At 68.4% G+C, this 19,671-nt stretch carries 33 protein-coding genes; 1 reads left to right on the top strand and 32 read right to left on the bottom strand.

The window, feature by feature from the left end; genetic code table 11:
* Window positions 1-46 precede the first annotated feature (46 nt).
* From rplQ to rpsJ, 31 genes are all read right to left on the bottom strand, one after another.
* Window positions 47-607 carry a 50S ribosomal protein L17 gene (gene rplQ / locus AC1DXT_RS11075; protein ID WP_477061371.1) on the bottom strand — a complete coding sequence of 187 codons (561 nt, stop codon included), beginning with the start codon at window positions 605-607 and terminating at the stop codon, window positions 47-49.
* Between the two features lie 74 nt (window positions 608-681).
* Window positions 682-1,692 (bottom strand): DNA-directed RNA polymerase subunit alpha, encoded by a 1,011-nt coding sequence (locus AC1DXT_RS11070; RefSeq protein ID WP_056088961.1) that lies wholly within the window; start codon window positions 1,690-1,692, stop codon window positions 682-684.
* Window positions 1,693-1,832: 140 nt separating this feature from the next.
* Window positions 1,833-2,234 carry a 30S ribosomal protein S11 gene (gene rpsK / locus AC1DXT_RS11065; RefSeq protein WP_055912186.1) on the bottom strand — a complete coding sequence of 134 codons (402 nt, stop codon included), beginning with the start codon at window positions 2,232-2,234 and terminating at the stop codon, window positions 1,833-1,835.
* Window positions 2,235-2,305: 71 nt separating this feature from the next.
* Window positions 2,306-2,686, bottom strand: coding sequence for a 30S ribosomal protein S13 (rpsM, locus tag AC1DXT_RS11060; protein ID WP_175348018.1), 381 nt, complete (start codon window positions 2,684-2,686; stop codon window positions 2,306-2,308).
* 186 nt (window positions 2,687-2,872) lie between these two features.
* Complete coding sequence (gene rpmJ, locus AC1DXT_RS11055; protein WP_013117849.1) at window positions 2,873-2,986, bottom strand: 50S ribosomal protein L36; 114 nt, start codon at window positions 2,984-2,986, stop codon at window positions 2,873-2,875.
* Window positions 2,987-3,046: 60 nt separating this feature from the next.
* The gene (gene infA / locus AC1DXT_RS11050) at window positions 3,047-3,268 is read right to left on the bottom strand and encodes a translation initiation factor IF-1 (protein WP_013770189.1); all 222 of its coding nucleotides are present in this window, start codon (window positions 3,266-3,268) and stop codon (window positions 3,047-3,049) included.
* 260 nt (window positions 3,269-3,528) lie between these two features.
* Window positions 3,529-4,440, bottom strand: a complete 912-nt coding sequence (locus AC1DXT_RS11045; RefSeq protein ID WP_477061370.1) for an LPXTG cell wall anchor domain-containing protein — start codon at window positions 4,438-4,440, stop codon at window positions 3,529-3,531.
* 249 nt (window positions 4,441-4,689) lie between these two features.
* The gene (gene map, locus AC1DXT_RS11040) at window positions 4,690-5,532 is read right to left on the bottom strand and encodes a type I methionyl aminopeptidase (RefSeq protein WP_477061369.1); all 843 of its coding nucleotides are present in this window, start codon (window positions 5,530-5,532) and stop codon (window positions 4,690-4,692) included.
* 2 nt (window positions 5,533-5,534) lie between these two features.
* On the bottom strand, window positions 5,535-6,116 hold the full coding sequence (locus tag AC1DXT_RS11035; protein WP_056088947.1) for an adenylate kinase: 582 nt from the start codon (window positions 6,114-6,116) through the stop codon (window positions 5,535-5,537).
* Window positions 6,113-7,408, bottom strand: coding sequence for a preprotein translocase subunit SecY (gene secY, locus AC1DXT_RS11030; RefSeq protein ID WP_477061368.1), 1,296 nt, complete (start codon window positions 7,406-7,408; stop codon window positions 6,113-6,115). The genes AC1DXT_RS11035 and secY overlap by 4 nt, the downstream gene beginning before the upstream one ends.
* A gap of 161 nt (window positions 7,409-7,569) precedes the next feature.
* The gene (gene rplO, locus AC1DXT_RS11025) at window positions 7,570-8,301 is read right to left on the bottom strand and encodes a 50S ribosomal protein L15 (RefSeq protein ID WP_477061367.1); all 732 of its coding nucleotides are present in this window, start codon (window positions 8,299-8,301) and stop codon (window positions 7,570-7,572) included.
* Window positions 8,302-8,303: 2 nt separating this feature from the next.
* A complete protein-coding gene (gene rpmD / locus AC1DXT_RS11020; protein ID WP_028045050.1) occupies window positions 8,304-8,486 on the bottom strand; it encodes a 50S ribosomal protein L30 in 183 nt (60 codons plus the stop codon).
* Window positions 8,486-9,154 carry a 30S ribosomal protein S5 gene (rpsE, locus tag AC1DXT_RS11015; protein WP_056088942.1) on the bottom strand — a complete coding sequence of 223 codons (669 nt, stop codon included), beginning with the start codon at window positions 9,152-9,154 and terminating at the stop codon, window positions 8,486-8,488. Before rpsE ends, rpmD begins: the two co-directional genes overlap by 1 nt.
* A 37-nt stretch (window positions 9,155-9,191) precedes the next feature.
* Window positions 9,192-9,563, bottom strand: coding sequence for a 50S ribosomal protein L18 (gene rplR / locus AC1DXT_RS11010; RefSeq protein WP_477061366.1), 372 nt, complete (start codon window positions 9,561-9,563; stop codon window positions 9,192-9,194).
* A 2-nt stretch (window positions 9,564-9,565) separates the two neighbouring features.
* On the bottom strand, window positions 9,566-10,105 hold the full coding sequence (gene rplF / locus AC1DXT_RS11005; RefSeq protein ID WP_056088938.1) for a 50S ribosomal protein L6: 540 nt from the start codon (window positions 10,103-10,105) through the stop codon (window positions 9,566-9,568).
* 24 nt (window positions 10,106-10,129) lie between these two features.
* Window positions 10,130-10,528 (bottom strand): 30S ribosomal protein S8, encoded by a 399-nt coding sequence (gene rpsH / locus AC1DXT_RS11000; protein WP_055912171.1) that lies wholly within the window; start codon window positions 10,526-10,528, stop codon window positions 10,130-10,132.
* 75 nt (window positions 10,529-10,603) lie between these two features.
* Window positions 10,604-10,789, bottom strand: coding sequence for a type Z 30S ribosomal protein S14 (locus AC1DXT_RS10995; RefSeq protein ID WP_028045055.1), 186 nt, complete (start codon window positions 10,787-10,789; stop codon window positions 10,604-10,606).
* 2 nt (window positions 10,790-10,791) lie between these two features.
* A complete protein-coding gene (rplE, locus tag AC1DXT_RS10990; RefSeq protein WP_056088935.1) occupies window positions 10,792-11,364 on the bottom strand; it encodes a 50S ribosomal protein L5 in 573 nt (190 codons plus the stop codon).
* Entirely contained in the window at window positions 11,364-11,705 is a 342-nt protein-coding gene (gene rplX, locus AC1DXT_RS10985; RefSeq protein WP_056088933.1) for a 50S ribosomal protein L24, read from the bottom strand. The genes rplE and rplX overlap by 1 nt, the downstream gene beginning before the upstream one ends.
* Before the next feature lie 2 nt (window positions 11,706-11,707).
* Window positions 11,708-12,076: a 50S ribosomal protein L14 gene (rplN, locus tag AC1DXT_RS10980; protein WP_034625870.1), complete on the bottom strand. Its 369-nt coding sequence runs from the start codon at window positions 12,074-12,076 to the stop codon at window positions 11,708-11,710.
* A gap of 143 nt (window positions 12,077-12,219) precedes the next feature.
* Window positions 12,220-12,513 (bottom strand): 30S ribosomal protein S17, encoded by a 294-nt coding sequence (rpsQ, locus tag AC1DXT_RS10975; RefSeq protein ID WP_477061365.1) that lies wholly within the window; start codon window positions 12,511-12,513, stop codon window positions 12,220-12,222.
* Between the two features lie 5 nt (window positions 12,514-12,518).
* Window positions 12,519-12,758, bottom strand: coding sequence for a 50S ribosomal protein L29 (rpmC, locus tag AC1DXT_RS10970; RefSeq protein WP_055912162.1), 240 nt, complete (start codon window positions 12,756-12,758; stop codon window positions 12,519-12,521).
* Window positions 12,758-13,174 carry a 50S ribosomal protein L16 gene (gene rplP, locus AC1DXT_RS10965; protein WP_056088927.1) on the bottom strand — a complete coding sequence of 139 codons (417 nt, stop codon included), beginning with the start codon at window positions 13,172-13,174 and terminating at the stop codon, window positions 12,758-12,760. Before rplP ends, rpmC begins: the two co-directional genes overlap by 1 nt.
* A gap of 2 nt (window positions 13,175-13,176) precedes the next feature.
* Window positions 13,177-14,010, bottom strand: coding sequence for a 30S ribosomal protein S3 (gene rpsC, locus AC1DXT_RS10960; RefSeq protein ID WP_477061364.1), 834 nt, complete (start codon window positions 14,008-14,010; stop codon window positions 13,177-13,179).
* On the bottom strand, window positions 14,010-14,378 hold the full coding sequence (rplV, locus tag AC1DXT_RS10955; protein WP_056088920.1) for a 50S ribosomal protein L22: 369 nt from the start codon (window positions 14,376-14,378) through the stop codon (window positions 14,010-14,012). The genes rpsC and rplV overlap by 1 nt, the downstream gene beginning before the upstream one ends.
* Window positions 14,379-14,435: 57 nt before the next feature.
* Window positions 14,436-14,717 (bottom strand): 30S ribosomal protein S19, encoded by a 282-nt coding sequence (gene rpsS, locus AC1DXT_RS10950; RefSeq protein ID WP_055912154.1) that lies wholly within the window; start codon window positions 14,715-14,717, stop codon window positions 14,436-14,438.
* A 12-nt stretch (window positions 14,718-14,729) separates the two neighbouring features.
* Window positions 14,730-15,569 (bottom strand): 50S ribosomal protein L2, encoded by an 840-nt coding sequence (rplB, locus tag AC1DXT_RS10945; protein WP_055912153.1) that lies wholly within the window; start codon window positions 15,567-15,569, stop codon window positions 14,730-14,732.
* Between the two features lie 18 nt (window positions 15,570-15,587).
* Entirely contained in the window at window positions 15,588-15,890 is a 303-nt protein-coding gene (gene rplW / locus AC1DXT_RS10940) for a 50S ribosomal protein L23 (RefSeq protein ID WP_056088917.1), read from the bottom strand.
* Entirely contained in the window at window positions 15,887-16,573 is a 687-nt protein-coding gene (gene rplD / locus AC1DXT_RS10935; protein WP_056088914.1) for a 50S ribosomal protein L4, read from the bottom strand. The genes rplW and rplD overlap by 4 nt, the downstream gene beginning before the upstream one ends.
* Before the next feature lie 2 nt (window positions 16,574-16,575).
* Complete coding sequence (rplC, locus tag AC1DXT_RS10930; RefSeq protein WP_056088911.1) at window positions 16,576-17,235, bottom strand: 50S ribosomal protein L3; 660 nt, start codon at window positions 17,233-17,235, stop codon at window positions 16,576-16,578.
* 22 nt (window positions 17,236-17,257) lie between these two features.
* Window positions 17,258-17,566 carry a 30S ribosomal protein S10 gene (gene rpsJ, locus AC1DXT_RS10925; RefSeq protein WP_013117879.1) on the bottom strand — a complete coding sequence of 103 codons (309 nt, stop codon included), beginning with the start codon at window positions 17,564-17,566 and terminating at the stop codon, window positions 17,258-17,260.
* 497 nt (window positions 17,567-18,063) lie between these two features.
* Between rpsJ and AC1DXT_RS10920 the strand changes: the two genes are divergently transcribed.
* On the top strand, window positions 18,064-18,303 hold the full coding sequence (locus AC1DXT_RS10920; RefSeq protein WP_477061363.1) for a hypothetical protein: 240 nt from the start codon (window positions 18,064-18,066) through the stop codon (window positions 18,301-18,303).
* 76 nt (window positions 18,304-18,379) lie between these two features.
* On the opposite strand, the gene tuf is transcribed toward AC1DXT_RS10920, so the two are convergent.
* Window positions 18,380-19,573, bottom strand: a complete 1,194-nt coding sequence (gene tuf / locus AC1DXT_RS10915) for an elongation factor Tu (RefSeq protein ID WP_056088906.1) — start codon at window positions 19,571-19,573, stop codon at window positions 18,380-18,382.
* Between the last annotated feature and the right edge of the window lie 98 nt (window positions 19,574-19,671).

The raw sequence follows: 19,671 nt of genomic DNA, 5'->3' as shown, positions 1-19,671 counted from the left end.
GGCCCGGGACCAGCAGGTCCCGGGCCTTCTCGGTGCAGCTCTCAGATCACGCCTTGTCGGCGTCATCCTTGGTCTCGGCGGCAGCGTCCTCGACGGGCGCGTCCTCCACGGGAGCGTCCTCGACGGGCGCGTCCTCGACGGGCGCGTCCTCGACGACCTTGTCCTCGACCTTGTCGGCCTTCTTCGCCTTCGGCGCAGCCTTCGAGGCGGCCTTGGTGGCCTCCTTCACGACGGCCTGCTTCGGGGAGAGCGGCTCGAGCACGAGCTCGATGACGGCCATCGGGGCGTTGTCGCCCTTGCGGGGGCCGATCTTGGTGATGCGCGTGTAGCCACCCTGACGCTCGGCCACGGCCGGGGCGATCTCGGTGAAGAGCACGTGCACGACGGACTTGTCCTTGACGACGGTCATCACGCGGCGGCGGGCGTGCAGGTCACCACGCTTGGCGAACGTGATCAGGCGCTCGGCGAGCGGGCGGAGGCGCTTGGCCTTCGTCTCGGTCGTCGTGATGCGCTTGTGCTCGAACAGCGACGTCGCGAGGTTCGCGAGGATCAGCCGCTCGTGCGCCGGTCCGCCACCGAGCCGGGGACCCTTGGTGGGCGTAGGCATGGTCTTTACTCCTTGAGTTCCAGTGATGGGCTGCAGGCGAGCCGGCTCACGCCGGCACGTCTAGCTCCCCGGCGTCAGTACTGCTCGTCCTCGACGAAGTCGCCCTCGTCGTCGCCGTAGTAGGCGGTGGCGGACGGGTCGAAGTCGAGCGGGCTGTCCTTGAGCGTCAGACCGAGCTCGGCCAGCTTCTCCTTGACCTCCGTGATGGACTTCGCACCGAAGTTGCGGATGTCCAGGAGGTCGGCCTCGGACCGGGCGACGAGCTCACCCACGGAGTGGATGCCCTCGCGCTTGAGGCAGTTGTAGGAGCGGATCGTGAGCTGCAGGTCCTCGATCGGCAGAGCGAGGTCCGCGGCGAGCGCAGCGTCGGTCGGCGACGGGCCGATCTCGATGCCCTCGGCCTCGATGTTGAGCTCACGGGCCAGACCGAACAGCTCGACCAGCGTCTTGCCGGCGGAGGCCAGCGCGTCGCGCGGCCCGATCGCCGACTTGGTCTCGACGTCGACGACCAGCTTGTCGAAGTCCGTGCGCTGCTCGACACGCGTCGCCTCGACCTTGTAGGTCACCTTGAGGACCGGCGAGTAGATCGAGTCGACCGGGATGCGGCCGATCTCGGCGTCGAACGACTTGTTCTGGTTCGCCGACACGTAGCCACGACCGCGCTCGACGGTCAGCTCGATCTCGAGCTTGCCCTTGTCGTTCAGCGTGGCCAGGTGCAGGTCGGGGTTGTGCACCTCGACGCCGGCCGGCGGGACGATGTCAGCGGCGCTGACCTCACCGGCACCCTGCTTGCGCAGGTACATCACCACGGGCTCGTCGTTCTCCGAGGAGACGACCAGCTGCTTGATGTTGAGGATGATCTCGGTGACGTCCTCCTTGACGCCCGGCACGGTGGAGAACTCGTGCAGCACGCCGTCGATCCGGATGGACGTGACGGCGGCACCGGGGATGGAGGACAGCAGCGTCCGGCGGAGCGAGTTGCCGAGCGTGTAGCCGAAACCCGGCTCCAGGGGCTCGATGGAGAACCGCGACCGGTTCTCCGAGATGACCTCTTCGGTCAGGGTGGGGCGCTGTGCAATCAGCACGGTGTGTTTTCCTCTCAGCGGGCGTCCGCCATATGACGCTGCGCAGTACTACGGGCCGGCCTGGTCTCGGTCCACCTGGTCGACGTAAGGATGTCCGGGTCGGTGCGCCTCGCAGCGCACCGACCCGATCGAGCCGACGGTCAGACGCGACGGCGCTTCGGCGGGCGGCAGCCGTTGTGCGCCTGGGGCGTCACGTCCTGGATCGAGCCGACCTCGAGGCCGGTCGCCTGGAGCGAGCGGATCGCGGTCTCACGGCCGGAGCCGGGGCCCTTGACGAAGACGTCGACCTTCTTCATGCCGTGCTCCTGGGCGCGACGAGCGGCCGCCTCGGCGGCGAGCTGCGCCGCGAAGGGGGTCGACTTGCGCGAGCCCTTGAAGCCCACCTGGCCCGACGAGGCCGACGCGATGACGGCGCCGGTCGGGTCGGTGATGGAGATGATCGTGTTGTTGAACGTGCTCTTGATGTGCGCCTGGCCGTGGGAGACGTTCTTCTTCTCCTTGCGGCGCGGCTTGCGCACGGCGGAACGGGTCTTGGGAGGCATGCTCTTCTTCTCTCGAGATCAGCTGGGGATGACCGGGCGGCGCATCGCGGGGATGCAGCCAGCCGGGAGGGCTACTTGCGCCCGGCCTTCTTCTTGCCGGCGACGGTGCGCTTCGGGCCCTTGCGGGTACGCGCGTTGGTCTTGGTGCGCTGTCCGCGCACCGGAAGGCCACGGCGGTGACGCAGGCCCTCGTAGCAGCCGATCTCGACCTTGCGGCGGATGTCCGCAGCGACCTCACGGCGAAGGTCACCCTCGAGCTTGTAGCTCGTCTCGAGGTAGTCACGCAGCGCGACGAGCTCGGCGTCGCCGAGGTCCTTCACGCGCAGGTCCGGGCTGATGCCGGTCGCGGCCAGAGTTGCCTGGGCGCGGGTACGGCCGACCCCGTAGATGTAGGTGAGCGCGATCTCGAGCCGCTTCTCGCGGGGGAGGTCGACGCCGATAAGACGTGCCATGTGTCTGGTGGCTCCTGCACTGCATCGGAGGTCTGCCGCACTGCCCTCCCGCGTGCTGCGGGCCCCGGCCTCCGACCGAGGGTGCACCGGCGAGTGATCGCCGGAGTGGCTGTGCGCTTGCTGGTCCTCCGTGGAGGACCGGTGGTGCTGGTCGAGCTGCTGGTCCGACGGACCGGCGTCAGGGCATCAGCCCTGGCGCTGCTTGTGGCGCAGGTTCTCGCAGATCACCTGGACGCGACCGTGCCGGCGGATCACCTTGCACTTGTCGCAGATCTTCTTGACGCTGGGCTTGACCTTCATCGCGTGTTCCTCCGCCGCCGTTGCGCCCGTGACAGGGCTGACGGCGTGTTCGAGTGGCTGTTACTTGTAGCGGTAGACGATCCGGCCACGGGACAGGTCGTACGGGCTCAGCTCCACCACCACCCGGTCCTCGGGGAGGATCCGGATGTAGTGCTGTCGCATCTTGCCCGAGATGTGGGCGAGCACCTTGTGGCCGTTGGTGAGCTCCACGCGGAACATCGCGTTCGGCAGAGCCTCCACGACGCTGCCCTCGATCTCGATGACACCGTCCTTCTTCGCCATATCCTCCGCTAACTGTCGGTCCTGATGGATCAACCCACGACGACCGGCCCCGCCCGGACGGGCGGCGACGACGTGGTGGGAACTAGATGTGGACAGCGCGCCACGAGAACCGGGCGCACACCCAACGGACGATCTTACGCCATCAGGCCCAGGGGACGAAACCGCCCCCCGCTCCTGGCACGTGCCGTCCGCCACACACGGGCCACCGACACACACGAGGAGGGCCGTCGTCCTCGTGACGACGGCCCTCCTGTGTGTGATCAGCTGGCGCGCCGGCGCCTCAGCAGGAGCAGGGCTGCCCCCGAGAGCACCAGGATGCCCGCGGCGAGCACGCCCGGCATCGGGGACGAGCCGGTCGCGGCCAGCGCCGCACCACCGGTGGGCCCCGCAGCGAGGACCTCGGAGTAGAACGAGGCGGACGGGGTCGGGGTCGACGCGACGATGCCGACGGTGGGAGTCGGTGTCGCCGACGGCGCGTCGTCCACCTCGGTGACCGGGGGCGCCGGAGGAGCCGGAGGCGTCGACGGTGCGGGCGGCGTGACCGGCGTGGCGGGCGACGGCGGCGGCGGGGTCTCGCTGACGCTCGGCGTCGGGCTCGGGGACACCGTCGGCTCGGGCGACGGCGAGGTGGTCGGCGTCGGACCGCACGCCGGGACCGTCACCATGGCGGACAGCTCGAAGTGCTTGGCGTCGAAGAGCGCACCCTTCGGGTTCTCCTTGCTCCGCCAGCCGATGTAGTCCGTCGGGTAGTGGGGCGCCTTGTTGCCGGTGAAGACCGTCGCGTCGCCGTACGCCTTGTCCTCCTGGACCGCCCAGCCCGGACCGCAGACCGTGACGTCGGCAGGCATTGCGGCACCGATCTCCTCGAGCGTGAGATCGCGCCAGTACCCGCCCGACCACGTGGTGACCAGGTACTGCTGGGTCGAGTTCTCCCACGACACCGGCTTGGTGACGTCCTTCTTGAGGTAGACGTAGGCGCCGGTGGTCTCCGGCTCGCTCGTCTGCTGCTTCGTCAGCTGCGTCTGCGGTTGCTGCCACTGCCTGCCCCGGTGGCTGTCGTTGCCGTGCGCCTGCGCAGCACCCGCACCGGTGAGGAGCAGGGCGGAGGCGACGGCCGCGGCGCCGACGAGGCGGCGGACGGAGATCGGGGAAGGACGAACGCTGCGCTGCATGAGCCACCCATCACGTCGAGTGCAGGCGCGCGCTGACCACGTGCCTGCCGGAGTCGGGCCTCCCACCCCTTCACCGCACCGGTCACGCCGCGCGGGCCCCAGGGACGCCCGTGGCGGATCGTTCACCGCCGGGCAGGACCGTATCGGACAAACCGGTCATCGCGTGCGCGTTTGGCCAGATCACAGACAAATTGTGGACAACTGGACACAAGTTCACCTGGATGGACGTACTCGGGAGTAACTCCGGGGTCAGGCGAGCGGTGCGATGGAGACGCCGAGCGCGGCCAGCTTCTCCGCACCGCCGTCGGGCGCGGTCAGCACCCAGATGCCGTCGTCCAGCACGGCGACGGTGTGCTCCCAGTGGGACGCGCGCGAGCCGTCGCCCGTGACGACGGTCCAGTCGTCGTCGAGGACCTGGGTGAACCGCTGTCCGCGCACCACCATCGGCTCGACCGCGACGCACAGCCCCGGGCGCACGCGCGGACCACGGTCCCGACTACGGAAGTTCGGCACGTCCGGCGGCTGGTGCATCGCCGTACCGATGCCGTGACCCACGTACTCCTCGACCAGGCCGTACCGCTGCCCGCCGTTGAGCCCGGCTGCCTCGGCGGCGTCGACGACGTCCTCGACCGCCTCCCCCACCGCGCCCAGCCGCTCGGCGCCGGCCAGAGCGGCGATGCCCGCCCACATGGCGCGCTCCGTCGTCTCCGCCAGGGCGACGTCCTCGGGCGCGGCGCCGTCGAGGACCACGGTGATCGCGGAGTCGCCGTGCCAGCCCTCGACGATCGCGCCGCAGTCGACCGACACCACGTCCCCGGGCTCGAGCACCCGGGAGCCCGGGATGCCGTGCACGACCTCGTCGTTCACCGAGACACAGAGGGACGCCGGATAGCCGAGGTAGCCGAGGAACGACGGCGTCGCGTGCCGGTCACCGATGATCTCCGCAGCGACGGCGTCCAGCTCACCCGTCGTGACCCCGGCCACCGCCCGCTCCCGCACAGCGGCCAGCGCCTCGGCGACCACCAGCCCGGCACGCCGCATGAGCAGCACCTGCTCGGGTGTCTTGTACTCGATCCGCTCGCGACCGAACATGGTCAGCCGGCGCTCGGCGCGCCGATCGCCGCGACGAGCCGCTCGGTGACCGCGTCGACGTCGCCGATCCCGTCCACCTGCGCGAGCAGTCCGCGGTCGGCGTACACGTGCGCGATGGGCGCGGTCTCCTGGGCGTAGACGTCGAGCCGGTGGCGGACGACGTCCTCGGTGTCGTCCTCACGGCCCTCGATCTCGGCACGCTTGAGCAGCCGCGCCACGACGACGTCCGGGTCGGCGGTGATCTCGATCGCGAGGTCGAGGCTCAGCCCCGCGTCCGCGAGGATCGCGTCGAGCTCCCCCACCTGGGCGACGTTGCGCGGGTACCCGTCGAGCAGGAACCCGTCAGCCGCGTCGTCCTGGGCGAGCCGGTCGCGCACCATCTCGTTGGTCACCGAGTCCGGGACCAGCGCGCCGCGCGACGTGTACTCCTGCACCGTCTTGCCGAGCGGCGTGCCGCCCTTGATGTTGGCGCGGAAGATGTCGCCGGTCGAGATGGCCGGGATGCCCAGCCGCTCGGCGATCCGCACAGCCTGGGTCCCCTTGCCCGCTCCCGGAGGACCGAGCAGGACGAGACGCGTGCTCAACGCAAGAACCCTTCGTAGTGCCGCTGCTGCAGCTGGGACTCGATCTGCTTCACGGTCTCCAGGCCGACGCCGACGACGATGAGGATCGACGCCCCGCCGAACGGGATGTTGGTGCCGACGCCCATCACGATGAACGCGATGGTCGGGATCAGCGCGACGATCGCCAGGTAGACGGACCCGGGCGCGGTGATCCGCGAGATCACGTAGTCCAGGTACTCGGCGGTCGGCCGGCCGGCACGGATGCCGGGGATGAAGCCGCCGTACTTCTTCATGTTGTCCGCGACCTCGTCCGGGTTGAACGTGATCGCCGTGTAGAAGTAGCAGAAGAAGATGATCAGGACGACGTAGATCGCCAGGTGCAGCGGCGCGCTGGGCGAGGCCAGGTAGCGCTGGATCCACTGGACCCACCCGGCGGTCGGGTCACCGAACTGCGCGAGCAGCCCGGGGACGGCGAGCAGCGACGACGCGAAGATCACCGGGATGACGCCGGCCATGTTGATCTTGATCGGGATGTAGGTGCTCGAGCCGCCGTACATGCGACGGCCGACCATGCGCTTGGCGTACTGCACCGGCACGCGTCGCTGCGACTGCTCGACGAACACCACCAGCGCGATGACCAGCACGACGATCGCCAGGACCACGATGAACTTCGAGATGCCGTTGTCGCCACCGGCGATCGACCACATGGCGCCGGGGAAGCTGGCCGCGATCGACGTGAAGATGAGCAGCGACATGCCGTTGCCGACACCGCGCTCGGTGATGAGCTCACCCAGCCACATGATCAGGCCGGTACCGGCGGTCATGGTGATCACCATGATGAGGAGCGTGACCCAGTTGTCGTCCGGGATGACGTCGACGGTGCACCCGCTGAACAGCTGACCGCTGCGCGCGACGGTGATGATCGTCGTCGACTGCAGGATCGCCAGGCCGATCGTCAGGTACCGCGTGTACTGCGTGAGCTTCGCGGTGCCGGACTGGCCCTCCTTGTGGAGCTCCTCGAAACGAGGGATGACCACCCGGAGCAGCTGGATGATGATGCTCGCGGTGATGTACGGCATGATCCCGAGCGCGAACACCGACAGCTGCAGCAGAGCACCGCCGCTGAACAGGTTCACCAGCCCGAGCAGGTCGTTGCCCTGGGACTGCTCGATACACGTCTGCACGTTCGGGTAGGAGACTCCCGGTGTCGGCAGGAACGAGCCGGCACGGAAGATCACCATGATCCCGATGGTGAAGAGCAGCTTGCGCCGCAGGTCGGGCGTCCGGAACGCCCGCACGAATGCGCTGAGCACCTGTCCTCCTGGGCCGCCGGAGCGGCATCACGTACGACCGGTCCGTTCCGGCCGTGCAGCCCGCGACGAGTCGCGAGCACCGGGGCACCCTAACTGATGCCCGCCGACATACGGAACGGGACCGGCGGGTAACTACGCACCCACCGGTCCCGTCCCTTCGATCAGTCCTGCGCGACGCTTCCGCCGGCCGCCACGATCGCGTCCTTCGCGGTCGCCGAGTAGGCGTCGACCGCGACAGAGACCTTGACCGTGAGCTCGCCGGTGCCGAGCACCTTGACGGGCTGGCCCTTGCGGACCGCGCCCTTCGCCACGAGGTCGGCGACCGTCACGTCGCCACCGTTCGGGTACAGCGCCGACAGCTTGTCCAGGTTGACCACCTGGTACTCGACGCGGAACGGGTTCTTGAAGCCGCGCAGCTTCGGGAGGCGCATGTGCAGAGGCATCTGCCCGCCCTCGAAGCGCGTCGGCACCTGGTAGCGGGCCTTGGTGCCCTTGGTGCCACGACCGGCCGTCTTGCCCTTGGACGCCTCGCCACGACCCACGCGGGTCTTGGCGGTCTTGGCGCCCGGAGCCGGACGGAGGTGGTGCACCTTGAGCGTCCCACCGTTGCCGGGCTGCGCAGCGGCCTCGGCCGCCTTCGCCGCAGCAGCGGAGACCGTCTTCTTGGGCGCAGCAGCCTTGGGCGCGGCCTTGGGGGCCTTCGCCTTCGGTGCAGCCTCGGTCGTCGCCTCGGCCTTGTCGGCCTTGGCCGGCTTGTCCGCAGCAGCGGACTTCGCCTTGGTCGCCTTCGGAGCGGACTCCGTGTCGGCGGCCTTCTTCGCGGGGGCCTTCTTGGCGGCGGCCTTCTTGGGGGCCGTCACCTCGTCGGTGCCCTTCTCGTTCTCGTCAGCCATGGTCACTCCACCTCTTCGACCGCGACAAGGTGCGTCACCGTCTTGACCATGCCGCGGATCTCAGGACGGTCCTCCTTGACGACGACGTCGCCGATCCGCTTGAGGCCGAGGGTGCGCAGGGTGTCGCGCTGGTTCTGCTTACCGCCGATGCCAGAGCGCGTCTGGGTCACCTTGAGTCGAGCCATCACGCACCTGCCTTCGAGCCCGCCGCTGCGGCCAGGCCGGCAGCCTGGGCACGGAGGAGGGCAGCCGGGACCACGTGCTCGACCGGGAGCCCGCGGCGCGCGGCCACGGCCTCGGGACGCTCGAGACCCTTGAGGGCCGCGACCGTGGCGTGCACGATGTTGATCGCGTTGGACGAGCCGAGCGACTTGCTCAGCACGTCGTGGATGCCGGCGCACTCGAGCACGGCGCGCACCGGACCACCGGCGATGACGCCGGTACCCGGGGACGCCGGACGCAGGAAGACGACACCGGCAGCGGCCTCACCCTGGATGGGGTGCGGGATCGTGCCCTGGATGCGCGGGACCTTGAAGAAGTTCTTCTTGGCCTCCTCGACGCCCTTGGCGATCGCCGCGGGCACCTCCTTGGCCTTCCCGTAGCCGACACCCACGGTGCCGTCGCCGTCGCCGACCACGACGAGCGCGGTGAAGCTGAAGCGGCGGCCACCCTTGACGACCTTGGCCACGCGGTTGATCGTCACGACGCGCTCGAGGAACGCGCTCTTCTCTGCGGCGTCGCGTCCGCGACCGCCGCCGCCGTCACGGCCGCGGCCGCCGTCGCGGCGGTCACCGCCGCCGGTGCCGGTGCCACCCGCGGGCGCCCCGGTGTTGCTGCGCTGAGGAGCAGCCATCAGTGAGTCCTCTTCTTCATGTCGCAGTTCGTCGTCGTCACAGCTTCAGACCGCCCTCGCGAGCGCCGTCGGCCACCGCAGCGACACGGCCGTGGTACTTGTTGCCGCCGCGGTCGAAGACCACAGCGTCAAGGCCGGCAGCCTTCGCACGCTCGGCGATGAGCTCGCCGACCTTGCGGGCCTTGGCGGTCTTGTCGTCGTTCGAGCTGCGCAGGTCGGCCTCGAGGGTCGATGCGGAGACGATCGTCTGACCGATGCCGTCGTCCACGACCTGCGCCGAGATGTGCCGGGCGGACCGGGTCACGACGAGACGGGGACGCACGGCCGAGCCGGCGACCTTCTTGCGAAGGCGCAGGTGGCGGCGCTGGCGGGCAACACGCTTGCCCTTGCCGAGGATCTTGAGAGCCATGATTACTTACCGGCCTTTCCGACCTTGCGGCGCACGTTCTCGCCCGCGTACCGGACGCCCTTGCCCTTGTACGGCTCGGGCTTGCGGATCTTGCGGATGTTTGCGGCGACCTCGCCCACCTGCTGCTTGTCGATGCCCTGCACCGAGAAGCGGGTGGGTGCCTCGACGACGAAGGTGATGCCCTCCGGCGGGTTGACCGTGACCGCGTGGCTGAAGCCGAGCGCGAACTCGAGGTCCGCACCCTTCGCGGTCACGCGGTAACCGGTGCCGACGATCTCGAGCTTCTTGACGTAGCCCTCCGTCACACCGATGACCAGGTTGGCCAGCAGCGTGCGGGTGAGGCCGTGCAGCGAGCGCGAGGCGCGCTCGTCGTCGGGGCGGGTGACCACGAGGGCACCTGCCTCGTCGCGCGCGACCTCGATGGGTGCGGCGACCGTGTGCGTCAGGGTGCCCTTGGGGCCCTTGACCGTCACGACGGCACCGTTGATGTCGACATCCACGCCGGTGGGGACCGGGACGGGGACTCTGCCGATTCGGGACATGGCTAGCTCCTTTCCGTCTCGGACTTACCAGACGTAGGCGAGGACTTCCCCACCCACGCCCTTCTTGGCGGCCTGCTTGTCGGTGAGGAGACCGGAGGACGTGGACAGGATCGCCACGCCCAGGCCGCCGAGCACCTTGGGCAGGTTGGTCGACTTGGCGTACACGCGCAGGCCCGGCTTGGACACGCGCTTCACGCCGGCGAGCGCACGCTCGCGGTTGGGGCCGTACTTGAGCTCGATGATGAGGTTCTTGCCGACGACGGCGTCCTCAACCTTCCAGCCCGTGATGTAGCCCTCCGCCTGGAGGATCTCCGCGATGTGCGACTTCAGCTTCGAGAACGGGATCAGCACGGTGTCGTGGTGAGCCGAGTTCGCGTTACGCAGCCGCGTGAGCAGGTCTGCGATGGGGTCGGTCATGGTCATGGGGCTTCCGCCCTTCCTCGCCGGGGTATCCCGCCCTTGTGGGGGCTGGACCTACCGACGTTCGTGGTGCGTGGGTTACCAGCTGCTCTTGGTGACGCCGGGGAGCTCGCCGCGGTGGGCCATCTCGCGCACGCAGATTCGGCACAGGCCGAACTTGCGGTACACCGAGTGGGGCCGGCCGCAACGCTGGCAGCGCGTGTAGCCACGCACTGCGAACTTCGGCTTGGCAGCAGCCTTGTTCTTGAGGGCAGTCTTCGCCATGGTCAGATCTCCTTGAACGGGAAGCCGAGGAGCTTGAGGAAAGCGCGACCCTCGTCGTCGGTGTCGGCCGTCGTGACGACCGTGATGTCCATGCCGCGGACCCGATCGATCTTGTCCTGGTCGATCTCGTGGAACACGGACTGCTCCACGAGGCCGAAGGTGTAGTTGCCGTGACCGTCGAACTGCTGCGGCGAGAGGCCACGGAAGTCACGGATGCGCGGCAGCGCGGTGGAGAGCAGGCGGTCCAGGAACTCCCAGGCACGGTCGCCACGCAGGGTGACGTGGGCGCCGATGGGCATTCCCTCACGCAGCTTGAACTGCGCGATCGACTTGCGAGCCTTGGTGACCTGCGGCTTCTGACCCGTGATCTGGGTCAGGTCGCGGATCGCGCCCTCGATGAGCTTGGAGTCCTTGGCGGCCTCGCCGACGCCCATGTTCACGACGACCTTCACCAGGCGCGCGACCTGGTTGATGTTCTCGTGCGAGAACTGCTCGAAGAGAGCGGTGCGGATCTCGTCGTTGTACTTGGACTTCAGACGCGGGAGCGCCGGAGCCGTGAGAGTGGTCTCGGTCATCAGATGTCCTTACCGGAGCGCTTGGCGACGCGGACCCGAACGGTGCGGGTACGGCCGTCGCGCTCGACCTGCTCGGTGCGGTAGCCGACCCGGGTGCCCTTCTTGGTCTCCGGGTCCACGAGCATCACGTTGCTGATGTGGATGGGGGCCTCGACGGTCTCGATGCCGCCGGTGCGCGTGCCGCGCTGCGTCTGGCCGGCCTTCACGTGCTTCTGCACGCGCTGGACGCCCTCGACGACGATCCGCTGCGACTCGACGAGAACCTCGAGGACGCGACCGGTGCTGCCCTTGTCGCGGCCCGAGATGACGAGGACGAGGTCGCCCTTCTTGATCTTCGCCATGGTCAGAGCACCTCCGGTGCCAGCGAGATGATCTTCATGAACTTCTTGTCGCGCAGCTCGCGGCCCACCGGGCCGAAGATGCGCGTACCACGGGGCTCCCCGTCGTTCTTGAGGATCACTGCGGCGTTCTCGTCGAACTTGATGTACGAACCGTCCGGACGGCGGCGCTCCTTGCGGGTGCGCACGATGACAGCCTTGACGACGTCGCCCTTCTTGACGTTGCCGCCGGGGATGGCGTCCTTGACGGTGGCGACGATGACGTCACCGATGCCTGCGTAGCGACGGCCGGAGCCGCCGAGCACACGGATGCAAAGGATCTCCTTCGCACCAGTGTTGTCGGCGACACGAAGTCGCGACTCCTGCTGGATCATTACCTACTCCTGTCGTCTGGCGGGTTCTCGCGCCGGGTTGGCCCGAGCCTGGCCGAACGGATAGTTGCCGTGATGCACACGTCGCGCCGGGTGGTGTCCAGGACGTCCACCCGGCGCCCGTGGGCAACTGGGGGTGGTGCTGCTTACTTGGCCTTCTCGAGGACCTCGACCAGGCGCCACCGCTTGGTGGCGCTCAGCGGCCGGGTCTCCATGATGACCACGAGGTCGCCCACGCCCGCCGAGCCCAGCTCGTCGTGCGCCTTGACCTTGCTCGTCCGCCGGATGACCTTGCCGTAGAGCGGGTGCTTGACCCGGTCCTCGACCTCGACCACGACGGTCTTCTCCATCTTGTCGCTGACCACGTAGCCGCGGCGCGTCTTGCGGTCGCCGCGCTTCGCGGCGACAGCGGTCGTCTTCTCGTTCGTCTCGTCGCTCATCAGTCTCACTCGCTCGCGCTCGGGGCAGTACGGATGCCGAGCTCGCGCTCACGCAGGATCGTGTAGATCCGCGCGATGTCGCGGCGAACGGCCTTGAGACGCCCGTGGCTCTCGAGCTGGCCCGTCGCGGACTGGAAGCGGAGGTTGAACAGCTCCTCCTTGGACTTCTTCAGCTCGGCGACAAGCTTCTCGTCGTCGAAGGTGTCCAGCTCGCTGGGAGCCAGTTCCTTGGTGCCGATAGTCATCAGTTACCACCCTCGCGAACCACAAAACGTGTCTTCATCGGGAGCTTGTGCTGCGCGCGGCGCATGGCCTCGCGAGCCAGGGGCTCCGGGACGCCGGCGAGCTCGAAGAGAACTCGGCCGGGCTTGACGTTGGCGATCCACCACTCCGGCGAACCCTTGCCGGAACCCATGCGGGTCTCGGCAGGCTTCTTGGTGAGGGGACGGTCCGGGTAGATGTTGATCCAGACCTTCCCTCCACGCTTGATGTGGCGGGTCATGGCGATACGAGCAGCCTCGATCTGCCGGTTGGTGACGTAGGCGGGCTCGAGAGCCTGGATGCCGTAGTCACCGAAGGAGATCGCGGTACCACCGGTCGCGGCGCCGGAGCGCCCCGGGTGGTGCTGCTTGCGGTGCTTCAACCTGCGCGGGATCAGCATGCTCAGGCCTCCGTTCCGGTCTCAGCAGCCGGGGCCTCCGCCGGAGCGGCGGCAGCCTCGGTCGCCTCAGGAGCGTCTGCACGGTCGCGACGAGGAGCGGCGGCACGGGGGCCACGGTCGCTGCGCTCGCCACGGTCCGTCCGCGGGCCACGAGCCGGGCGCGGGGCCTGGGTCGCCTGCTCGCGAGCAAACTCCTTCTCGGTCATGTCGCCCTTGTAGACCCACACCTTGACGCCGATGCGCCCGAAGGTGGTGCGAGCCTCGAAGAAGCCGTAGTCGATGTTCGCGCGGAGCGTGTGCAGGGGCACACGGCCCTCGCGGTAGAACTCCGTGCGGCTCATCTCCGCGCCACCGAGGCGGCCGGAGACCTGCACGCGGATGCCCTTGGCACCGGCGCGCTGGGCCGACTGGATGCCCTTGCGCATGGCGCGGCGGAACGAGACGCGGCTCGCCAGCTGCTCGGCGATGCCTTGGGCGACCAGCTGAGCCTCGATCTCGGCGTTCTTGACCTCGAGGATGTTCAGCTGCACCTGCTTGCCCGTGAGCTTCTCGAGCTCGCCGCGGATGCGGTCGGCCTCCGCGCCACGACGCCCGATGACGATGCCCGGGCGGGCGGTGTGGATGTCGACGCGGACGCGGTCACGCGTGCGCTCGATCTCGACCTTGGCGATGCCGGCACGCTCGAGGCCCGTGGCCATGAGCTTGCGGATCTTGACGTCCTCGCCCACGTAGTCGCGGTAGCGCTGACCCGGCTTGGTCGAGTCGGCGAACCAACGCGACCGGTGGTCGGTGGTGATGCCCAGGCGGTACCCGAGCGGGTTGACTTTCTGTCCCACTATCGGGCCCGTCCCTTCGTCTCGCGCTCAGCGACGACCACGGTGATGTGGCTCGTCCGCTTGAGGATCTGGCTGGCCCGACCCTGCGCTCGCGGACGGAACCGCTTGAGCGTCGGACCCTCGTCGACGAACACCTCGGAGATGTAGAGGTCCGCCTCGTCGAGACGCTCGTTGCTGCGCTTGGCAGCCTCACGAGCGTTCGCGATCGCGCTCTCCACAACCTTGAGCACCGTCTCCCCCGCGGCCTGCGGTGCGAACTTCAGCACCGCCACAGCCTCGCCGGCCTGCTTGCCACGGATGAGGTCCACGACGCGCCGGGCCTTCTGGGGCGTGACGCGGACGAACCGCGCCTTCGCCTTGGCTTCCATTGCTGTCCTGCCTTCTTGTCTCTGCCGGTTAAGGGCGTCGCCTGGCTGACCCGGGGGTCAGCGGCGACGACCCTTCCGGTCGTCCTTCTCGTGGCCGCGGAACGTCCGCGTCGGGGCGAACTCGCCGAGCTTGTGCCCGACCATCGCCTCCGTCACGAACACCGGGGTGTGCTTGCGTCCGTCGTGCACCGCGAACGTGTGGCCGAGGAAGTCCGGCGTGATGACCGAACGGCGCGACCACGTCTTGATGACGTTCTTCGTGCCGGCGGTGTTCTGGACGTCGACCTTCTTCTGCAGGTGACCGTCGACGAACGGGCCCTTCTTCAGGCTACGTGGCATCTCAGGCTCCTATCAGCGCTTGTTCTTGCCGGTGCGCCGACGGCGCACGATGAGCTTGTCGCTCGGCTTGTTCGGACGGCGGGTACGGCCCTCGGCCTGGCCCCACGGGCTGACGGGGTGACGTCCACCGGACGTCTTGCCCTCGCCACCACCGTGCGGGTGGTCGATCGGGTTCATGGCGACACCACGGACGGTCGGGCGCTTGCCCTTCCAGCGCATGCGGCCGGCCTTGCCCCAGTTGATGTTCGACTGCTCGGCGTTGCCCACCTCGCCGACCGTGGCGCGGCAGCGCAGGTCGACGTTGCGGATCTCACCGGACGGCATGCGCAGCTGGGCGTAGGGGCCGTCCTTGGCGACGAGCTGCACGGACGCACCAGCCGAGCGGGCGATCTTCGCACCGCCACCGGGCCGCAGCTCGATGGCGTGGATGACCGTACCGGTCGGGATGTTGCGCAGCGGCAGGTTGTTGCCGGGCTTGATGTCGGCGCCGGGGCCGTTCTCGATGCGGTCGCCCTGCGACAGCTTGTTCGGCGCGATGATGTAGCGCTTCTCGCCGTCCGCGTAGTGCAGGAGCGCGATGCGGGCGGTGCGGTTGGGGTCGTACTCGATGTGAGCGACCTTGGCCGGCACGCCGTCCTTGTCATGACGACGGAAGTCGATGACGCGGTATGCACGCTTGTGACCGCCACCCTGGTGGCGCGTGGTGATGCGACCCGTGGAGTTGCGGCCGCCCGTCTTGTGGAGGGGACGGACGAGCGACTTCTCCGGCGTGGATCGCGTGATCTCGACGAAGTCGGCGACGCTGGAGCCGCGACGGCCCGGCGTGGTCGGCTTGTACTTACGAATACCCATGAGTTCTCAGTCCTTCGCTCAGCCGACCGGACCGCCGAAGATGTCGATCGTTCCCTCGCGGAGGGTGACGATCGCACGCTTCGTGTCCTTGCGGCGGCCGATGCCGAAACGGGTCCGACGGGCCTTGCCCTGCCGGTTCGCGGTGTTGACCGAGTCGACCTTGACGCCGAAGACCTGCTCGACGGCAATCTTGATCTCGGTCTTGTTGGCCCGCGGGTCGACGAGGAAGGTGTACTTCCCCTCGTCGAGCAGGCCGTAGCTCTTCTCGGAGACGACCGGCGCGATCAGGATGTCGCGCGGGTTCTTGCCGATGTCGGTCACTTCGTCTCCTCCTCGGACTCGGAGGACGTGGCCACAGCGGAGGCACCCTTGACGGGGCCCGCCAGGAACGCGTCGAGCGCGCCCTGCGTGAACACGACGTCGTCCGAGATCAGGACGTCGTAGGTGTTGAGCTGGTCAGAGACCAGCAGGTGCACCCGCTCGACGTTCCGCAGCGACTTCCACGTGATCTCGTCCTGACGCTCGACGACGACCAGGACGTGCTTGCGCCCCGACAGGTTGTCGAGCACGGCGAGCGCGGACTTGGTCGAGGGCGCGGTGCCCGGGGCGAAGCCCGAGACGACGTGCACGCGACCGGCACGAGCGCGGTCCGAGAGAGCACCGCGGAGCGCCGCGGCCTTCATCTTCTTGGGGGTGCGCTGCGAGTAGTCACGCGGGGTGGGGCCGTGGACGACGCCACCACCGGCGAACTGCGGAGCACGCGTCGAACCCTGACGGGCGCGGCCGGTGCCCTTCTGCTTGTACGGCTTGCGCCCACCACCGCGCACCTCGCCACGAGACTTCGTGTCGTGGGTGCCCTGGCGAGCCGCCGCGAGCTGCGCGACGACGACCTGGTGGATCAGCGGGATGTTGGTCTGCACGTCGAAGACGTCCGCGGGCAGGTCGGCCGAGCCGGCCTTCTTGCCCTCGGAGTCGACCACGTCGACAGTCAGCGTGTCACTCATGGTCACGCCCCCTTCACAGCGGAACGCACGACCACGACGCCACCCTTGGGGCCGGGGACGGCACCCTTGACGAGGATGAAACCCCGCTCGACGTCGACGGCGTGCACGGTCAGGTTCTGGGTGGTCTGGCGGTCCACGCCCATGCGACCGGCCATCTTGATGCCCTTGAACACGCGCGACGGCGTCGAAGCGCCACCGATCGAGCCGGGCTTGCGGTGGTTGCGGTGCGCACCGTGCGAGGCGCCGACGCCGTGGAAGCCGTGACGCTTCATGACACCGGCGGTGCCCTTGCCCTTGGTGGTGCCGATGACGTCCACGAGCGAGCCGGCCTCGAAGAGGGCGGCCGTGAGCTCCTGGCCGAGCGTGAACTCGGAGGCGTTCGGCGTACGGATCTCGGCCACGTGCCGGCGGGGGGTGACCCCGGCCTTCTCGAAGTGGCCCTTCAGCGGCTTGGTGACCTTGCGCGGGTCGATCTGGCCGTGGGCCAGCTGGACCGCGGCGTAGCCGTCAGCATCGGCGGAGCGCACCTGGGTCACGACGTTCGTCCCGACAGCGACGACGGTGACCGGGACGAGACGACCGTTGTCGTCCCACACCTGGGTCATGCCGAGCTTCGTGCCGAGGAGAGCCGTGACTGCGCGCTCGTTCTGCTGGGTAACCATAGAAATCAGTTCCTTCCCAGCGTCAGAGCTTGATCTCGATGTTCACGTCCGCAGGCAGGTCGAGACGCATGAGCGAGTCGACGGCCTTCGGCGTGGGATCGATGATGTCGATGAGCCGCTTGTGAGTACGCATCTCGAAGTGCTCGCGGCTGTCCTTGTACTTGTGGGGCGACCGGATGACGCAGAACACGTTCTTCTCCGTCGGCAGCGGCACCGGACCCACGACCGACGCACCAGCGCGAGTCACCGTGTCGACGATCTTGCGCGCCGAGCTGTCGATGACTTCGTGGTCGTAGGACTTGAGCCTGATGCGGATCTTCTGTCCCGCCATGGCGCTTCTACTTCCCTCTGTTTGGAACCGGCCCGTCCGACCCCCGCACTCGGGCGTGTCGCTAGGCGCGACACACCGTTGCGCTGCGTACCGTGTCCGGCACGAGATCGGTGGTTGTTGTCGGGCGTCAACCACCGGGTGATCCCGGGGTCCAGACGCCTTCCACGTGTGTGAGCCCTGTCGTGTGCTGCGCGCGCGAACGCGCCGCCCTCAACTAGGCAACCTGAACAGTGTGCCAGAGTGCGCCCGGGAACTCCAATCGCCTCCGTCACACCCGCGGGCTCGTCCCGCGTGATCTCCCCCACAACCCCGACCGCCGGCGCTACCGTTCGGCCATGCCTCGACTGTCCGGACGCGCCCTCGGGATCGGAGTCGCCGTCCTGGTGCTCGCCAGCTGCACCTCCGCCCCGGCCCGACCGTCCTCCGCCGTCTCTCCAGGGACGTCCACCGCAGCCACGCCGTCGGCTCCCGCACCATCCCCGACAGCCACGCAGAGCATGGCCGCCCCGACTCCGACGCTCTCCCCCACCCCGGCGCCGACCCTCGCCCCCGGCGAGCTGTGCGACCCGGCCGACGGCTCGCCCGACTGCACGGATGCGACGGGAGAGGTCGAGGGCCCGTTCAGGTACATCGTGGGCTACGCCGACTGCGTCGAGGACTTCGGCCCCGAGCATGCGTACGGCCTGTGCACCGACCTCGACGGCGACGGGTACGCGGGCTACCCGGACTCGCACTGATCCATCACGACAGAAGGGCCCGGGAGCCGAAGCTCCCGGGCCCTTCCGTCAGATCAGCAGCCCCGAGGGGCGAGCATCACTTGATGATCTTGATGACCTTGCCCGAGCCGACGGTGCGGCCACCCTCGCGGATGGCGAAGCCGAGGCCCTCCTCCATCGCGATGGGCTGGATGAGGTTCACGTGGATCTCGGTGTTGTCGCCGGGCATGACCATCTCGGTGCCCTCGGGCAGCGTGATGACGCCGGTGACGTCGGTGGTGCGGAAGTAGAACTGGGGGCGGTAGTTCCCGTAGAACGGGTTGTGACGGCCACCCTCGTCCTTGGCCAGGATGTAGACCTGGCCCTCGAACTCGGTGTGCGGGGTGATCGAGCCGGGCTTGACGACGACCTGGCCGCGCTCGACCTCCTCGCGCTTCGTGCCACGCAGGAGCAGACCGACGTTCTCGCCGGCCTCGGCGTAGTCGAGCAGCTTGCGGAACATCTCGACGCCGGTGACCGTGGTCTTGATCGCCTTCTCCTTGATGCCGACGATCTCCACCTCCTCGTTCACCTTGAGCTTGCCGCGCTCCACGCGACCGGTGACGACGGTGCCACGACCGGTGATCGTGAAGACGTCCTCGATCGGCATGAGGAAGGGCTTGTCGATGTCGCGCACCGGGTCCGGCACGGACTCGTCGACGGCGGCGAGCAGGTCCTCGACGGACTTGACCCAGATCGGGTCGCCCTCGAGCGCCTTCAGGCCGGAGACGCGCACGACGGGGACCTCGTCGCCGTCGAAGCCCTGGGCCGAGAGCAGCTCGCGCACCTCGACCTCGACGAGCTCCAGGATCTCCTCGTCGTCGACCATGTCGGTCTTGTTCAGCGCGACGAGCAGGTAGGGCACGCCGACCTGACGGGCGAGCAGGACGTGCTCACGCGTCTGGGCCATCGGGCCGTCGGTCGCCGCGACCACGAGGATGGCGCCGTCCATCTGCGCCGCACCGGTGATCATGTTCTTGATGTAGTCCGCGTGACCCGGAGCGTCGACGTGAGCGTAGTGACGCTTCTCCGTCTGGTACTCCACGTGCGCGATGTTGATGGTGATACCGCGCTGCTTCTCCTCGGGCGCCTTGTCGATCTCGTCGAACGGCGTGAAGGGGTTCAGGTCGGGGTACTTGTCGTGCAGCACCTTCGAGATGGCCGCGGTCAGCGTCGTCTTGCCGTGGTCGACGTGGCCGATGGTGCCGATGTTGACGTGCGGCTTCGTCCGCTCGAACTTCGCCTTGCCCACTGGGTGTCCTCCTCAGGACTTGGTAGAGATTGGCCGACGTTCTGCGGCTACCGGACGGTAGCCGTTCGACGCGGCGTCCTACGGGTCGGTTTGTGTGA

The sequence above is a fragment of the Cellulomonas sp. P1_G12_2 genome, from assembly GCF_056405535.1.
This window is presented reverse-complemented; position numbering and strand designations above follow the sequence as displayed.

Coding starts and splice junctions, on each gene's coding strand:
- rpsE (WP_056088942.1), bottom strand. CDS start 9,154: ATGGCTGCTCCTCAGCGCAGCAACACCGGGGCGCCCGCGGGTGGCACC.
- rpmD (WP_028045050.1), bottom strand. CDS start 8,486: ATGGCTCGACTCAAGGTGACCCAGACGCGCTCTGGCATCGGCGGTAAG.
- rpsQ (WP_477061365.1), bottom strand. CDS start 12,513: ATGAGCGACGAGACGAACGAGAAGACGACCGCTGTCGCCGCGAAGCGC.
- infA (WP_013770189.1), bottom strand. CDS start 3,268: ATGGCGAAGAAGGACGGTGTCATCGAGATCGAGGGCAGCGTCGTGGAG.
- rpsH (WP_055912171.1), bottom strand. CDS start 10,528: ATGACCATGACCGACCCCATCGCAGACCTGCTCACGCGGCTGCGTAAC.
- rpsJ (WP_013117879.1), bottom strand. CDS start 17,566: ATGGCGGGACAGAAGATCCGCATCAGGCTCAAGTCCTACGACCACGAA.
- AC1DXT_RS10920 (WP_477061363.1), top strand. CDS start 18,064: ATGGCCGCCCCGACTCCGACGCTCTCCCCCACCCCGGCGCCGACCCTC.
- rplO (WP_477061367.1), bottom strand. CDS start 8,301: ATGGCTGACGAGAACGAGAAGGGCACCGACGAGGTGACGGCCCCCAAG.
- rplQ (WP_477061371.1), bottom strand. CDS start 607: ATGCCTACGCCCACCAAGGGTCCCCGGCTCGGTGGCGGACCGGCGCAC.
- rplB (WP_055912153.1), bottom strand. CDS start 15,569: ATGGGTATTCGTAAGTACAAGCCGACCACGCCGGGCCGTCGCGGCTCC.
- rpsS (WP_055912154.1), bottom strand. CDS start 14,717: ATGCCACGTAGCCTGAAGAAGGGCCCGTTCGTCGACGGTCACCTGCAG.
- rplV (WP_056088920.1), bottom strand. CDS start 14,378: ATGGAAGCCAAGGCGAAGGCGCGGTTCGTCCGCGTCACGCCCCAGAAG.
- AC1DXT_RS10995 (WP_028045055.1), bottom strand. CDS start 10,789: ATGGCGAAGACTGCCCTCAAGAACAAGGCTGCTGCCAAGCCGAAGTTC.
- rpsK (WP_055912186.1), bottom strand. CDS start 2,234: ATGCCTCCCAAGACCCGTTCCGCCGTGCGCAAGCCGCGCCGCAAGGAG.
- rpmC (WP_055912162.1), bottom strand. CDS start 12,758: ATGACTATCGGCACCAAGGAACTGGCTCCCAGCGAGCTGGACACCTTC.
- rplP (WP_056088927.1), bottom strand. CDS start 13,174: ATGCTGATCCCGCGCAGGTTGAAGCACCGCAAGCAGCACCACCCGGGG.
- rplF (WP_056088938.1), bottom strand. CDS start 10,105: ATGTCCCGAATCGGCAGAGTCCCCGTCCCGGTCCCCACCGGCGTGGAT.
- rplC (WP_056088911.1), bottom strand. CDS start 17,235: ATGGTTACCCAGCAGAACGAGCGCGCAGTCACGGCTCTCCTCGGCACG.
- rplX (WP_056088933.1), bottom strand. CDS start 11,705: ATGGCGAAGATCAAGAAGGGCGACCTCGTCCTCGTCATCTCGGGCCGC.
- rplN (WP_034625870.1), bottom strand. CDS start 12,076: ATGATCCAGCAGGAGTCGCGACTTCGTGTCGCCGACAACACTGGTGCG.
- rpsM (WP_175348018.1), bottom strand. CDS start 2,686: ATGGCACGTCTTATCGGCGTCGACCTCCCCCGCGAGAAGCGGCTCGAG.
- AC1DXT_RS11045 (WP_477061370.1), bottom strand. CDS start 4,440: ATGCAGCGCAGCGTTCGTCCTTCCCCGATCTCCGTCCGCCGCCTCGTC.
- rplR (WP_477061366.1), bottom strand. CDS start 9,563: ATGGCTCTCAAGATCCTCGGCAAGGGCAAGCGTGTTGCCCGCCAGCGC.
- rpmJ (WP_013117849.1), bottom strand. CDS start 2,986: ATGAAGGTCAAGCCCAGCGTCAAGAAGATCTGCGACAAGTGCAAGGTG.
- rplE (WP_056088935.1), bottom strand. CDS start 11,364: ATGACCGAGACCACTCTCACGGCTCCGGCGCTCCCGCGTCTGAAGTCC.
- rplD (WP_056088914.1), bottom strand. CDS start 16,573: ATGAGTGACACGCTGACTGTCGACGTGGTCGACTCCGAGGGCAAGAAG.
- map (WP_477061369.1), bottom strand. CDS start 5,532: ATGTTCGGTCGCGAGCGGATCGAGTACAAGACACCCGAGCAGGTGCTG.